The organism is Corynebacterium coyleae, from assembly GCF_030408635.1.
Lineage (GTDB): Bacteria > Actinomycetota > Actinomycetes > Mycobacteriales > Mycobacteriaceae > Corynebacterium > Corynebacterium coyleae.
The window spans coordinates 2,021,010-2,035,327 of the sequence record NZ_CP047198.1; the positions used below are offsets into that span (position 1 = coordinate 2,021,010).

The window sequence follows — 14,318 nt, forward strand, 5'->3', positions numbered from 1 at the left end:
AAAAAGATTGGATGGGTGATTTCTTTGGAACAATGGGCACAGATCCGGTACCTGCGTGGGCAGGGGTTATCGATACGTAAGATCGCCAACGAGGTTGGCTACGCGAAGAAAACTGTCGAGCGAGCACTCGCTTCGGATTCACCTCCGCAATATCCGCCGCGTCGGGCAAAGACCACGAGTTTCGATGCCTTTGAACCACAAGTACGCGCGCTACTGGCTGAAACTCCGGTTGCGTCCCTTAGTGTGGTGTAACGCTTGCTGATGGTGGGCCCCAGAAAATAGGGGGCGGCCACCGCCAGCAGGTTCCACTGACTGTGTGGGACGGCGATGACCACTGCCGAGGAGAGCAGCGCGTAGAGGATAAACGGCATCTGAGCGATCAGGGCAGCAACTTCCCTGGTCATGTCCTCGGTCGAGCGGACTTGGACGACAATATCCAGGCGGACCGCATCTTCGAGGTTCGCCCGCAGCTGCGCTTAGTCAACTGTGCCGTCGTTGTTCACCCCGATCATGAAGACACGGCCCTAGCCCCGAAAGCCTGTGGCCGCAGCCGCCTCGTCCGACACTACGAACGACTGCAGGATGTTGGAACTCTGCAATAGCCCGCCGAGGGTGGCCTCAACTGCCTCGCCCGAGGGCCCTGCCACAGCCACTGTGTCGTCGACATCCCATCCCCGTTAACGCGGGATTGCCGCCGTCGCGATCACGGTAAAGCCGTCAAAGCTGGAGCTGTCCTCCACGACGTCCAGGGTGAGGAGGTCCGCTGGATCAGGGTCTGATACTGGGCCGGGCGCCATATCGTGCGCTACCCACAACAACCACCCGGGGGCATGCTGTGTTACCGCGTCGACCGGGTGAGGTCTGCGAACAAACGAACGCACCCGCCTCCACCGGTGGTGGAAGCGGGTGCCTCATGTGTGAAGTTGTTGGGTCGGCGGTAACCTACTCTCCCACTCCCTCCCGGGAGCAGTACCATCGGCGCGGGCGGGCTTAGCTTCCGGGTTCGGAATGGGACCGGGCGTTTCCCCGCCGCTATCAACCACCGACACATCTATAGGGGTTCATAGAGTGTCCATGTGTTGTGGACTGTATTGAGTTCACTGTGACAATGGGTGTGTTGTGTCAGTGACTGCATAGTGGACGCGAACAGTGTTCGTTTTGTGTGTGGTTTGTTGAAAAACCGGGTGTTGGTTTGTTTGGTGTATTAGTACCGGTCGCCTCCACACATTGCTGTGCTTCCAGTTCCGGCCTATCAACCCAGTCGTCTTCTGGGAACCTCAAATGAAACCTCATCTTAAAACAGGCTTCCCGCTTAGATGCTTTCAGCGGTTATCCCTTCCGTACGTAGCCAACCAGCTGTGCTCCTGGCGGAACAACTGGCACACCAGAGGTACGTCCGTCCCGGTCCTCTCGTACTAGGGACAGCCTTCTTCAAGTTTCAACGCGCGCGGCGGATAGAGACCGAACTGTCTCACGACGTTCTGAACCCAGCTCGCGTGCCGCTTTAATGGGCGAACAGCCCAACCCTTGGGACCTACTCCAGCCCCAGGATGCGACGAGCCGACATCGAGGTGCCAAACCATCCCGTCGATATGGACTCTTGGGGAAGATCAGCCTGTTATCCCCGGGGTACCTTTTATCCGTTGAGCGACACCACATCCACAAGTAGGTGCCGGATCACTAGTCCCGACTTTCGTCCCTGCTCGACTTGTAAGTCTCGCAGTCAAGCTCCCTTGTGCACTTACACTCTAAACACCTGATTGCCAACCAGGCTGAGGGAACCTTTGGGCGCCTCCGTTACATTTTGGGAGGCAACCGCCCCAGTTAAACTACCCACCAGGCACTGTCCCCAACCCAGATCATGGGCCAAGGTTAGATATCCACTACGGTCAGAGTGGTATTTCAACAACGACTCCACAACCACTGGCGTGGCCGCTTCAACGTCTCCCACCTATCCTACACAAACCGCACCGAATGCCAATACCAAGCTATAGTGAAGGTCCCGGGGTCTTTTCGTCCTGCCGCGCGTAACGAGCATCTTTACTCGTAGTGCAATTTCACCGGGTCTGTGGTTGAGACAGCAGGGGAGTCGTTACGCCATTCGTGCAGGTCGGAACTTACCCGACAAGGAATTTCGCTACCTTAGGATGGTTATAGTTACCACCGCCGTTTACTGGGGCTTAAATTCTCCGCTTCGGACACAATGTCCTAACAGGTCCTCTTAACCTTCCAGCACCGGGCAGGCGTCAGTCCGTATACATCAACTTAACCGTCTTCGCACGGACCTGTGTTTTTGATAAACAGTCGCTCCCCTCTATTCTCTGCGACCCACGCCAGCAACCACGATCGCATAGATCGGGCACCAGTTTGGGTCCCCCTTCTCCCGAAGTTACGGGGGTAATTTGCCGAGTTCCTTAACCACAGTTCTCCCGACCGCCTGAGTATTCTCTACTTGACTACCTGTGTCGGTTTCGGGTACGGGCCGTATACACACATCGCTAGAGGCTTTTCTCGGCAGTAGAGGATCACCAACATCACCCATATATGGGCTACGCATCACGCCTCACACTATTGACAGCCGCATTTGACATGCTGTCGTGCCACACGCTTGCACCGCAATCCAATAAGCGGCTTGGCTACCTTGCTGCGTCACCCCATCACTGACCTACAACGGATCAGGCCCCACGCATCACCACCAACCACACATCAAAGATGTGCATGTCGGCGGATCTGGGTGGTTAGTATCACCGCTTCGATACTGGGCGCGTATATACGGGTACGGGAATATCAACCCGTTGACCATCGACTACGCCTGTCGGCCTCGCCTTAGGACCCGACTCACCCTGGGAAGACGAACTTGACCCAGGAACCCTTAGTCATTCGGCGGATACGATTCTCACGTATCATTCGTTACTCATGCCTGCATTCTCACTCGCGTGCAGTCCACCGCTTCTTCCGATACGGCTTCACCCCACACACGACGCTCCCCTACCCATAGTAAAAACTATGCCGCGGCTTCGGCGGTGTGCTTGAGCCCCACTACATTGTCGGCGCAGAACCACTCGACCAGTGAGCTATTACGCACTCTTTCAAGGATGGCTGCTTCTAAGCCAACCTCCTGGCTGTCTTCGCGATCCCACATCCTTTTCCACTTAGCACACCCTTAGGGGCCTTAACCGGCGATCTGGGCTGTTTCCCTCTCGACTATGAAGCTTATCCCCCACAGTCTCACTGCAATGCTCAAACTTCACCGGCATTCGGAGTTTGGCTGACGTCACTAAGATGATAGTCCCGCTCGGCCATCCAGTAGCTCTACCTCCGGTAAGCACACATCACGCTGCACCTAAATGCATTTCGGGGAGAACCAGCTATCACGGAGTTTGATTGGCCTTTCACCCCTACCCACAGCTCATCCCCTCAGTTTTCAACCTAAGTGGGTTCGCGCCTCCACAACCTCTTACAGCTGCTTCACACTGGCCATGGGTAGATCACCCCGCTTCGGGTCCAGGACATGCCACTTGACACCCTCTTAGGATTCGCTTTCGCTACGACTACCCCACATAACGGGTTAACCTCGCGACATGCCGCTGACTCGCAGGCTCATTCTTCAAAAGGCACGCCATCACACACAAACGGTGCTCTGACGGATTGTAAGCGCATGGTTTCAGGAACTCTTTCACTCCCCTCCCGGGGTACTTTTCACCATTCCCTCACGGTACTATTCACTATCGGTCACACTGGGTATTTAGGCTTACCGGGTGGTCCCGGCAGATTCACAGCAGATTTCACGAGCCCGCTGCTACTCGGGGAAAACATGATCAGACAACATATGCAACGCCTTCACGTACGGGGCTAATCACCCGCTCCGGCACGCCATCCCAGACGTTTCCGCTAACGCACACACACCATCTTGCGGTCAGGTAGCCCGCAACGATCACACCCCACAACACCGCACACGCAACCCCTACCCAGGTATCACACGCACACGGTTTAGCCTCATCCGCTATCGCTCGCCACTACACACGGAATCACAAATTGTTTTCTTCTCCTGTGGGTACTGAGATGTTTCACTTCCCCACGTCACCTCCACACAGGCTATGCATTCACCTGCAGGTAACACCACACAACTGGTGTTGGGTTTCCCCATTCGGACATCCTCGGATCAACGCACTGTTGGCAACTCCCCGAGGCTTAACGCAGCCTCACACGTCCTTCATCGGCCCAGCATGCCAAGGCATCCACCATACGCCCGTAACACAAAACAACAATTACGGTCGCTACAAAAACTGCAGACAACTCAACAAACAAAAATTACACAAAAAGAACAAGATGCTCGCGTCCACTATACAGTTCTCACACAACACACACCCCACACCGGCCAACCACCACAACAGATGATCAACCAACAATGGAATGCCACAACAAGGAACACACAATGTTGCCCCAGACACCCAACAGCATGCCAACACACCATCATTTTCATTGCTGCATACACACACTTGATATCCATGCACCCAAGCGTGCACACCCCACAACCACACCCCATACTCACATAAGCATGATGATCATGGTTGGGTGTGTCTCCACCCGGACATTTTTAAAACAAACTGGTGGCAGTACCACACTCGGATACTCAACCACCACACCCACAACTGTAGGCGAAAAATAAAAGCTCCTTAGAAAGGAGGTGATCCAGCCGCACCTTCCGGTACGGCTACCTTGTTACGACTTCGTCCCAATCGCCGATCCCACCTTCGACAGCTCCCATGACAGGCCACTGGCTTCGGGTGTTACCAACTTTCATGACGTGACGGGCGGTGTGTACAAGGCCCGGGAACGTATTCACCGCAGCGTTGCTGATCTGCGATTACTAGCGACTCCGACTTCATGGGGTCGAGTTGCAGACCCCAATCCGAACTAAGGCCGGCTTTCAGCGATTAGCACACCCTCACAGGCTCGCAAACGCGTTGTACCGACCATTGTAGCATGTGTGAAGCCCTGGACATAAGGGGCATGATGATTTGACGTCATCCCCACCTTCCTCCGAGTTAACCCCGGCAGTCTCTCATGAGTCCCCACCATCACGTGCTGGCAACATAAGACAAGGGTTGCGCTCGTTGCGGGACTTAACCCAACATCTCACGACACGAGCTGACGACAACCATGCACCACCTGTACACCAACCACAAAGGGAAAGACCATCTCTGGCCCGGTCTGGTGTATGTCAAGCCCAGGTAAGGTTCTTCGCGTTGCATCGAATTAATCCACATGCTCCGCCGCTTGTGCGGGCCCCCGTCAATTCCTTTGAGTTTTAGCCTTGCGGCCGTACTCCCCAGGCGGGGCGCTTAATGCGTTAGCTACGGCACGAACCCCGTGGAAGGGACTCACACCTAGCGCCCACCGTTTACGGCATGGACTACCAGGGTATCTAATCCTGTTCGCTCCCCATGCTTTCGCTCCTCAGCGTCAGTTACTGCCCAGAGACCTGCCTTCGCCATCGGTGTTCCTCCTGATATCTGCGCATTCCACCGCTACACCAGGAATTCCAGTCTCCCCTACAGCACTCAAGTTATGCCCGTATCGCCTGCAGTCCCGCAGTTAAGCTGCGGGCTTACACAAACGACGCGACAAACCACCTACGAGCTCTTTACGCCCAGTAATTCCGGACAACGCTCGCACCCTACGTATTACCGCGGCTGCTGGCACGTAGTTAGCCGGTGCTTCTTCTCTAGGTACCGTCACTTGCGCTTCGTCCCTAGCGAAAGGAGTTTACAACCCGAAGGCCGTCATCCCCCACGCGGCGTCGCTGCATCAGGCTTGCGCCCATTGTGCAATATTCCCCACTGCTGCCTCCCGTAGGAGTCTGGGCCGTATCTCAGTCCCAATGTGGCCGTACACCCTCTCAGGCCGGCTACCCGTCGACGCCTTGGTAGGCCATTACCCCACCAACAAGCTGATAGGCCGCGAGCTCATCCCACACCGAAAAAACTTTCCACCACAACCTCCAAGAAGTGGTCCTATCCGGTATTAGACCCAGTTTCCCAGGCTTATCCCGAAGTGCGGGGCAGATCACCCACGTGTTACTCACCCGTTCGCCACTCGAGTACCCCTGCAAGCAGGAGCCTTTCCGTTCGACTTGCATGTGTTAAGCACGCCGCCAGCGTTCATCCTGAGCCAGGATCAAACTCTCCACAAAAAATGTTTCAGCAGAAACAGGCCGTGAAAAGCCCAATACCTAACCAAAAACAAACCAACCAACACCACAACACCAAAAAGCACTGCAATGCTGGACTGGCACAAAAATAAAAAATCCAAAAATTACCGGAAGCCAAAAACTTCCAACCAACCCCCACCCTGACGGGGCAAAAACAAGGGTTGGCAACATGCATCATGCACTCACAAAAATGAAGCACACCACACAGATGATCAGGCAATCAATGGTTCACCCAACCACCACCGGCACACACCAAACAAGGCATGCACACCATGGCACACAACACCAAGCACACAACAACAAAAAATGCATTGGCACACTATCGAGTTCTCAAACAACACCAGCACACTCAAACACACCCACACAACAATGGATACGTTTCAAGTGACTTGAAATGATATTGGTCCGCGATTGTTTTCCTGCCCGCCACACAAACCAGAGAACCTTGATCGCTCTCCAGCGGGGCGTTGTCGGTCTCGCTGACTGGGATTAAGTTACACACACCCCAACACAAACACAAACCCGCAGGTAACTGCGGGTAAATGCTTAGTCGTTAACACGCTCAACACGAGCGCCAAGCCTATTGAGGTTCTCAACAAACTCCGGGTAGCCGCGGTCGATGTGGTGCACATCGTGAACTGTGGTGACGCCGTCTGCCACAAGACCAGCCAAAACTAGACCGGCACCTGCACGGATGTCCGAAGACCACACGTCGGTTGATGACAGGCTTTCCACGCCTCGGATCATTACGTGATGGCCGTCGACGTTGGCGTCGGCACCAAGGCGCATCATTTCGTCGACAAAGCGGAAGCGTGCTTCGAAGACATTCTCAGTAATGACGGAAACGCCGTCTGCCACTGCAGACAGGGCGATCGCCATCGGCTGGAGGTCAGTTGGGAAGCCCGGGAACGGCAGCGTCTGATAGTCGACGGCTTTCGGGCGTTGACGCATTTGCACGCGGAAGCCGTTGTCGTAGGTCTCCACCTCGGCACCCGAGAGCTTCAACTTGGCCAATGCGAGGTGCAGGTGACCAGGCGCGACGCCGGTAACGGTGACATCACCCTGCGTCATGGCCGCGGCATATGCCCACGTGCCAGCGACGATGCGATCGCCGATCACCGTCCGTTCAGTGGGGTGTAGTTTCTCCACACCGTCGACGGTGATGCAGGATGTGCCGGCGCCAGTGATATTCGCGCCCATTGCGTTGAGCATGTCGCAAAGATCGACGATCTCGGGTTCACGGGCGGCGTTATCCAGGGTCGTACGACCTTCCGCAAGCACTGCTGCCGTGACAATGTTTTCGGTAGCGCCGACCGACGGGAAGTCGAGCTCGATTGCGGCGCCGCGGAGCTTCTCAGCACGTGCAACAACCGCGCCGTGTTCGATATGGGTCGTCGCACCGAGCTTTTCCAACCCTGATTGATGCATGTCCAGAGGGCGCGAACCGATGGCGTCGCCCCCTGGGAGCGCAACGTACGCCTCAGTACACCTTGCGACGAGAGGCCCCAGCACCGCCACAGAAGCGCGGAACTGTCGGACCGCGTCAAAGTCGGCATGTGGGGACAGTTCAGCGGGTGTTGTGATGCGTACGACATCGCCTTCAATCTCCACTTCACAACCAAGGCCGACGAGGACGTCGCCCATGAGCGGGACGTCGAGAATCTCAGGGCAGTTGCGAAGTGTCGTCGTGCCCTCGGTCAGCAGCGCTGCTGCCATAAGTTTGAGGACACTGTTTTTCGCACCCCCGACGTGCACTAGGCCTTCGAGTCGCGTTCCACCTGTGACCAAAAAACGTTCTTTCACGTCCACAACAGTACCGAACTCTGCGGGGCGCTCCAGAACGTCAAGGGTTAGGGAAGCGCGCCAATACGGCGTGCCGCGTTCACCGCTTCATAGCGGGTGTGAGCACCAAGCTTGCGCATCACGCTTCGCAGGTAGGACTTCACCGTCTCAGCACCGATCCCCATCTCTTCGGCCGCTTCAACGTTGGTGTGACCCAGCGCCACACAGGACAGCACGTCAAGCTCGCGGGCGGAGAGCTTCGTGGTCTGCTTCACGCGCACTGGGGAAACCAGCTGCTCGCAAAGCTGCTCAAGTTCCTTGCGCAGGTCTTCGTCGTCGACACGGTTGGTCAACATGCGCAGCTTCGAGTGGGTGGAGCGCACCTGCTCCCATTCGGCACCGCTCATCTGACGGCCGCCCTTGGCGCCTGCACGGTCGCCAGCCCCGTCGCCTGAGCGCAGGGCTGCATTGACTGCCAGTTCTTGCTCGAGGCAACGCGCAGTCATCGTGACTTCCTCAATGACCTTTTCGCCGAGGCGAACCGGCGAGTGAACACCGACGTAGAGGACGCCACGTACCTCACGGTTAACAATGACGGGCACAGCCACGATCGAGTGCAGTCCTTCGTCCTGGATCTGCTTGTCGTACTCGTGGGAAATCGTGTTTGCACGTGTGTAGTCGGAAACACCCGCGGCGCGGCGAGTGTTCACCACACGACCACCGACACCGGTGCCGGCATCGAGGGTGAGGTTCTGCAGCGCAGGGGTTCGCAGCCCGATCCACTGGGTGATCTGCAGTCGGTTTTCCGCAATGAGGGTTCCGTACATGGCAACGGGGATGCCCGTTGTGGTTTTCAAAGCGGTGAGTGCCGCACGGATCGCATCGTCGTCGTCTTTGATGCGCTGCGCGTCCATCGTCATACCTGTTTGCCTTCCACGAACCGGGGTCACCCGTTTGGGCTCACCCGGAGTTGAACTTGGCCGAAAATCTTCACCATCATAACGCGCGAACGGGGGTAGCAAAATTTAGCCCCGCCGATATGGAGCCACAGGAAAGTCGAGCCCAATCGGGCAAGTCGCAATTTCAAACCCTCCCCCGTACCTATCGGTTCAGTAGATCTATACCACCCTGTCTAGCGTGGCGTGTATGCTGTCTGGCAGCAACTCCAACAATCAACGTGTTTAAAGGAGCATCATGGCGAAGATTGCAAAGAACGTCCTCGACCTCATCGGCGGCACCCCGCTCGTGGAGCTGCAGGGCATCACCGAGAACTCGAAGGCTCGAGTTCTTGCGAAGCTCGAGTTTTACAACCCTGCGAACTCGGTCAAGGACCGCATCGGCAAGGCAATCGTCGAGGCTGCCGAGGCCTCCGGCGAGCTGAAGCCTGGCGGCACCATCGTCGAGGCAACCTCCGGCAACACCGGTATCGCACTCGCTCTCGCGGGTGCAGCGAAGGGCTACAAGGTCATCCTGACCATGCCGGAGACGATGTCCACCGAGCGTCGCGTGCTGCTGCGCGCGTACGGTGCGGAGATCGTGCTTACCCCGGGTGCCGCTGGCATGAAGGGTGCTGTGGAGAAGGCGAACGAGCTCGTCGAGAAGAACGAGGGCGCTATCCTGGCCCGTCAGTTTGAGAACGAAGCAAACCCGAAGATCCACTACGCCACCACCGGTCCGGAGATCTGGAACGACACTGACGGCGAGGTTGACTTCATCGTCGCTGGCGTTGGTACCGGTGGCACGATTTCGGGCGCTGGCAAGTACCTCAAGGAGCAGAAGGCTGATGTGAAGGCCGTCGCGGTTGAGCCGGCTGCTTCCCCGCTGCTGTCCAAGGGCGAGGCTGGCCCGCACAAGATCCAGGGCCTCGGCGCAAACTTTGTACCGGGCACGCTGGACCGCACGGTTGTCGACGAGATCATCGCTGTCAGCAACGAGGATGCCGTGTCTACTTCTCGCGAACTGGCTGTCAAGGATGCGATCCTCGGCGGCATCTCTGCCGGCGCGAACGTGAAGGCCGCTCTCGAGCTGGCTGCTCGTGAAGAGAACGCGGGCAAGACCATCGTTGTGATCATCCCGGACTTCGGCGAGCGCTATGTCTCCACGATCCTCTACGAGGACATTCGCGACTAATCTGCTTATCGACGACTCCCCTCCCCGCCACCACACCATCGCTGGCAGGGAGGGGAATTTTTATTGTCGGCCCAAATGAACAGGTTGGTACACTGCACGCCATGCTTTCTATGGCCAAATCTGTGGTGTCGACCATCCGCGAAGATCTAGCCAACGCCCGCGATCATGATCCTGCGGCGCGAGGCGATGTTGAGAACGCTGTTGTCTATTCCGGGTTGCATGCCATTTGGATGCACCGTGTCTGCCACGTCATGTGGAAGCGCGGCTGGAAGGGCGCGGCACGTATTTTGGCGCAGGCCAATCGTTTCCTTACCGGTATTGAGATTCACCCGGGCGCGACGATTGGGCGCAAGTTTTTCATCGATCACGGTATGGGGATCGTGATTGGGGAGACCGCGGAGATCGGTGACAACGTCATGCTCTACCACGGCGTGACGTTGGGTGGTCAGGTGCTTACGCAAACGAAGCGTCACCCGACGGTGTGCGACAACGTCACTATTGGCGCTGGCGCGAAGGTGCTCGGCCCCGTGGTTATCGGTGAGGGTTCCGCTGTCGGCGCGAATGCGGTTGTGACGAAGGATGTGCCGCCCCATTCGATTGCCGTGGGGATTCCGGCGAAGATTCGCCCCCGGAAGACGGATGAGCGGGCGCGTTTGGTGGACCCGGACTGCTACGTCAACAAGGGCGACTACATCATTTAGTCTTCGGCCGCGACGAGGTCGGCGTATTCGGGGTTGCTTTCGATGTAGCGCTCAACCGCCGGGCAGGTGGGGGTAACCAGCATGCCGTCGGCGCGGGCGTCGTCGAGCGCGTATTTCATCAGAGGCTTGGACAGGCCTTGTCCGCGGAACTTCGGATCCACCACGGTGTGTGGCAGGTCCCGGACACCGTCTTGGTCAGTGTAGGTGGCGTAGCCCGCGACCTCGTCGCCGACGAGGATTTCGTACTGGCCTTCTGCCTCGTTCTTGCGCACAGTGTTTTCAGGTGTTGCAGACATGGGCCCGACTATAGCGCGAAACGCCCCTTCCGCATTATTGCGAAAGGGGCGTTTCTGATGTGGCCAGAGCCAGGATCGAACTGGCGACCCCACACTTTTCAGGCGTGTGCTCTACCAACTGAGCTATCTGGCCAGAACCGAATGGTTCTGCGACCCTGACGGGACTTGAACCCGCGACCTCCGCCGTGACAGGGCGGCGCGCTAACCAACTGCGCCACAGGGCCAATATGTTGTTATTTCGCACTCACTTCAGTGTGTTCACACTGTCGCTTGCACGAGTTGATACATTACACAGACCTCACCATGGCAGACAAATCGCCTGCTCAATCACTATTTCAGGGCGTTGCTTTGCGACGATTGCGTGCACGGCATCGTCGCAAAGCAAAACGCCCCGAGGAAAACCTCGGGGCGTGATGGCGACCCTGACGGGACTTGAACCCGCGACCTCCGCCGTGACAGGGCGGCGCGCTAACCAACTGCGCCACAGGGCCGTACCCCCAACGGGATTCGAACCCGTGTTGCCGCCGTGAAAGGGCGGAGTCCTAGGCCTCTAGACGATGGGGGCGCTGAAAAGACAGCCCGCTCATCATAAGCTAGGTACGCCATTTCCTCCAAATAGCCTGCTAGCCCGGCAAAATGAGCAGACTGAATGCCATCACAATCATCCCGTAAATCGCGGTGTGGTGTTTGCCGGTTTGGATTGCTGTGGGCAGCAGTTTGTCCAGGCTGACGAAGACCATGATGCCGGCGATTGCAGCGAAAGTGATACCGAGCGACTGTGGCCCCAGGAACGGCTGGAGAAGCAAATACCCCACGATGGCACCCAACGGCTCCGCTAGGCCCGACAGGGTGGCCCACCAGGCGGCTTTGCGGCGGGATCCGGTGGCCTCCCGCATAGGGACCGCGACCGCGATGCCTTCCGGGATGTTGTGGATCGCAATCGCCACCGCGAGAGGGATAGCAAGGGCTGGATCCGCGAGCGCTACAGCAAACGTGGCAAACCCTTCCGGGAAGTTGTGGATGGCGATGGCAACGGCACTGAGGACACCCACGTTGCGTAACTGTGCTTTACTGACCCCACTTTTCGAGGGTTCTTCGTGGGGGTTGATCTCTTCGGGCACGAGGCGGTCGATAAGCGCGATCAGCCCGATTCCCGCAAAGAAGGCGACGGTGCCCCAGAGTTCCGCACGGGGGCTGCCTGCTTCAGCGAGCCCCTCGATTCCTTGAGGCAGCAGCTCGACAAACGAGATGTAGACCATCACACCGGCCGAGAACCCAAGCGCCCCAGCGAGAAAACCCGCGCCCGGAGCACGTTTCAGGGCGACGATCAGCCCGCCGAAGCCAGTGGATAGCCCGGCCAACAACGAGATCCCCAAGGCGATGCCGACGGCCGTGGGCGTGGCGGTACTGATATCCATACGCGCAGGTTAGCTGGTTCCACTTTGTGGCACTCGCAAACCCATCAACCCGGCACAGAAGGGGGCCCAAGAACGCGAAAAGCCCCGGCGTTAGCCGGGGCTCACGGTGGGCCCTGTGGGGATCGAACCCACGACCTGCGGATTAAAAGTCCGTAGCTCTACCAACTGAGCTAAAGGCCCGCGGGGGCTAAGTGTAGCCCCCATGTGCGCGCGTGCGGTAATCGCCCTGCACGCGCGCCGGAAGGAGGTTTTAGTTCTCCTTCAGCATGGTGCCAGTCTCCTGGATGCGGGTGTGGAAGTCGAAGGCGTGGCGCAGGTCGTGCGGGGTTGCCTGGTACTTGCACTTCGCGGCGAGCTCGACGTACTCCTCCAGCAGCGGACGGTACTGCGGGTGGGCGATGGAGATCATCTTTGCCACACGATCACGCGGGGCGAGGCCACGCAGGTCGGCGACACCGTACTCGGTGATGAAGACCATGGCGTCGTGCTCGGTGTGGTCGACGTGGGAAACCATCGGCACGATTGCGGAGATGGCGCCATCCTTGGCCACGGACGGGGAGATGAACGAGGAAATGTAGGCGTTGCGGGTGAAGTCGCCAGAGCCGCCCAGGGCGTTCATCAGACGGGAGCCGTTGATGTGGGTGGAGTTGGCGTTGCCGTAGATGTCCGCCTCGATCATGCCGTTGGAGGCGATCAGGCCGGTGCGGCGGATGACCTCCGGGTGGTTGGAGATGGACTGCGGGCGCAGGATGATGGACTCGCGGTAGCGGGATGCTTCGTTGTTCATCTTCTCTGCGTACTCGGGCGACAGGGAGAAGGAGGTTGCAGAGGCGACGGTCATCTTGCCGGCGTCAATCAGGTCGACCATGCCGTCCTGGATGACCTCGGTGTAGGCCTGGATGTTCTCAAACTTGGAGTCCATCAGGCCTGCCATCACGGCGTTCGGGACGTTGCCCACACCGGACTGCATGACGTAGCCGTCGTAGGTGAGGCGGCCGGCCTTGACTTCGTTCTCCAGGAAGTCGAGGAAGTTGCCAGCGATCTGCTCGGATACCTCGTCCGGTGCCTTGAACGGTGCGTTGCGGTCAGCGTCATTGGTCTCGATGACTGCGACGACCTTCTCCGGGTCGATCTCGATGTAGGTCTTGCCGATGCGGTCGCCAGCCTTCTCAATCGGAATCGGGATGCGGTTCGGCAGCGGCGGCACGAGCCAGATGTCGTGCATGCCCTCGAGCTCCTCGGACTGCCAGGAGTTGACCTCGATGATGATCTTCTTGGCTGCGTTGAGGAACTCCACGGAGTTACCAACAGAGGAAGACGGGACGATGTTGCCCTCTTCGGTGATGCGCACTGCCTCGACGATGGCGAGGTCAACGTCACCGAAGAAGCCCTGCTCGACCATCATGCCGGAGTGGGACAGGTGAATGTCCTGGAACTTCATCTCGCCAGCGTTGATCTTGTTACGCATGGTCGGGTCAGACTGGTACGGCATGCGGTAACGCAGCGCGCCTGCCTCAGCGAGGACGCCGTCGCACTCCGGTGCCGTGGAGGCGCCGGTGTACAAGTCGATGGAGAAGTCCTGCCCCTTCGCATGGGCGGCCTTTGCCTTCTCTGCAATTGCGGCCGGCATGGCCTTCGGGTAGCCCGCACCGGTGAAGCCGGAAGTACCAACCTTGTCGCCGTGGTTGACAAACTGGACGGCCTCTTCGGCGGTCATGACCTTGTCACGCAACTTGGCGGAAGCAATACGATCGCTCATGTGATCTCCCTCAATCCT

The 14,318-nt window shown here is 58.0% G+C and carries 8 protein-coding genes, 5 tRNA genes, 3 rRNA genes and 1 pseudogene; 3 read left to right on the forward strand and 14 right to left on the reverse strand.

Annotated features, from left to right (window positions below; translation table 11 throughout):
- Positions 1-15: 15 nt before the first annotated feature.
- Positions 16-78 (forward strand): annotated as a pseudogene (locus tag CCOY_RS12160) (hypothetical protein); the annotation flags it as partial.
- A gap of 20 nt (positions 79-98) precedes the next feature.
- On the opposite strand, the gene CCOY_RS09865 reads toward CCOY_RS12160, so the two are convergent.
- From CCOY_RS09865 to ramA, 6 genes are all read right to left on the reverse strand, one after another.
- Positions 99-404 carry a hypothetical protein gene (locus CCOY_RS09865; RefSeq protein WP_244268634.1) on the reverse strand — a complete coding sequence of 102 codons (306 nt, stop codon included), beginning with the start codon at positions 402-404 and terminating at the stop codon, positions 99-101.
- Positions 405-929: 525 nt separating this feature from the next.
- A 5S ribosomal RNA gene (gene rrf / locus CCOY_RS09870) occupies positions 930-1,047 on the reverse strand.
- A gap of 136 nt (positions 1,048-1,183) precedes the next feature.
- Positions 1,184-4,267: ribosomal RNA gene (locus CCOY_RS09875) — 23S ribosomal RNA — on the reverse strand.
- A gap of 413 nt (positions 4,268-4,680) precedes the next feature.
- Positions 4,681-6,196 (reverse strand): 16S ribosomal RNA (locus tag CCOY_RS09880).
- The 16S, 23S and 5S rRNA genes sit together here, the layout of an rRNA operon.
- Positions 6,197-6,760: 564 nt before the next feature.
- Positions 6,761-8,017, reverse strand: coding sequence for a UDP-N-acetylglucosamine 1-carboxyvinyltransferase (murA, locus tag CCOY_RS09885; protein ID WP_070423050.1), 1,257 nt, complete (start codon positions 8,015-8,017; stop codon positions 6,761-6,763).
- 47 nt (positions 8,018-8,064) lie between these two features.
- On the reverse strand, positions 8,065-8,910 hold the full coding sequence (ramA, locus tag CCOY_RS09890) for an acetate metabolism transcriptional regulator RamA (protein WP_070423049.1): 846 nt from the start codon (positions 8,908-8,910) through the stop codon (positions 8,065-8,067).
- A gap of 280 nt (positions 8,911-9,190) precedes the next feature.
- Here ramA and cysK point away from each other — a divergent pair, with 280 nt between their 5' ends.
- Both cysK and epsC read left to right on the forward strand, forming a co-directional pair.
- Positions 9,191-10,126 (forward strand): cysteine synthase A, encoded by a 936-nt coding sequence (cysK, locus tag CCOY_RS09895; protein WP_070482153.1) that lies wholly within the window; start codon positions 9,191-9,193, stop codon positions 10,124-10,126.
- A 110-nt stretch (positions 10,127-10,236) separates the two neighbouring features.
- Entirely contained in the window at positions 10,237-10,827 is a 591-nt protein-coding gene (gene epsC, locus CCOY_RS09900) for a serine O-acetyltransferase EpsC (protein WP_070423046.1), read from the forward strand.
- Here the strand turns inward: epsC and CCOY_RS09905 are convergent.
- The 8 genes from CCOY_RS09905 to scpC all read right to left on the reverse strand — a co-directional run bounded on the left by CCOY_RS09905 (position 10,824) and on the right by scpC (position 14,300).
- Positions 10,824-11,123 carry a GNAT family N-acetyltransferase gene (locus CCOY_RS09905; protein WP_070569045.1) on the reverse strand — a complete coding sequence of 100 codons (300 nt, stop codon included), beginning with the start codon at positions 11,121-11,123 and terminating at the stop codon, positions 10,824-10,826. The two genes, epsC and CCOY_RS09905, sit on opposite strands and share 4 nt — an antisense overlap.
- A gap of 60 nt (positions 11,124-11,183) precedes the next feature.
- Positions 11,184-11,256 (reverse strand) — tRNA-Phe (locus tag CCOY_RS09910).
- A 17-nt stretch (positions 11,257-11,273) separates the two neighbouring features.
- Positions 11,274-11,347: transfer RNA gene (locus CCOY_RS09915), tRNA-Asp, on the reverse strand.
- 190 nt (positions 11,348-11,537) lie between these two features.
- Positions 11,538-11,614 (reverse strand) — tRNA-Asp (locus tag CCOY_RS09920).
- 1 nt (position 11,615) lies between these two features.
- A tRNA-Glu gene (locus CCOY_RS09925) sits at positions 11,616-11,688 on the reverse strand.
- 58 nt (positions 11,689-11,746) lie between these two features.
- Positions 11,747-12,541, reverse strand: a complete 795-nt coding sequence (zupT, locus tag CCOY_RS09930; protein ID WP_092100600.1) for a zinc transporter ZupT — start codon at positions 12,539-12,541, stop codon at positions 11,747-11,749.
- A 107-nt stretch (positions 12,542-12,648) separates the two neighbouring features.
- Positions 12,649-12,721 (reverse strand) — tRNA-Lys (locus tag CCOY_RS09935).
- Between the two features lie 70 nt (positions 12,722-12,791).
- Positions 12,792-14,300, reverse strand: a complete 1,509-nt coding sequence (gene scpC, locus CCOY_RS09940) for a succinyl-CoA:acetate CoA-transferase ScpC (protein ID WP_092100601.1) — start codon at positions 14,298-14,300, stop codon at positions 12,792-12,794.
- Positions 14,301-14,318 lie beyond the last annotated feature (18 nt).

Coding starts and splice junctions, on each gene's coding strand:
- scpC (WP_092100601.1), bottom strand. CDS start 14,300: ATGAGCGATCGTATTGCTTCCGCCAAGTTGCGTGACAAGGTCATGACC.
- CCOY_RS09905 (WP_070569045.1), bottom strand. CDS start 11,123: ATGTCTGCAACACCTGAAAACACTGTGCGCAAGAACGAGGCAGAAGGC.
- zupT (WP_092100600.1), bottom strand. CDS start 12,541: ATGGATATCAGTACCGCCACGCCCACGGCCGTCGGCATCGCCTTGGGG.
- epsC (WP_070423046.1), top strand. CDS start 10,237: ATGGCCAAATCTGTGGTGTCGACCATCCGCGAAGATCTAGCCAACGCC.
- CCOY_RS09865 (WP_244268634.1), bottom strand. CDS start 404: ATGACCAGGGAAGTTGCTGCCCTGATCGCTCAGATGCCGTTTATCCTC.
- cysK (WP_070482153.1), top strand. CDS start 9,191: ATGGCGAAGATTGCAAAGAACGTCCTCGACCTCATCGGCGGCACCCCG.
- ramA (WP_070423049.1), bottom strand. CDS start 8,910: ATGGACGCGCAGCGCATCAAAGACGACGACGATGCGATCCGTGCGGCA.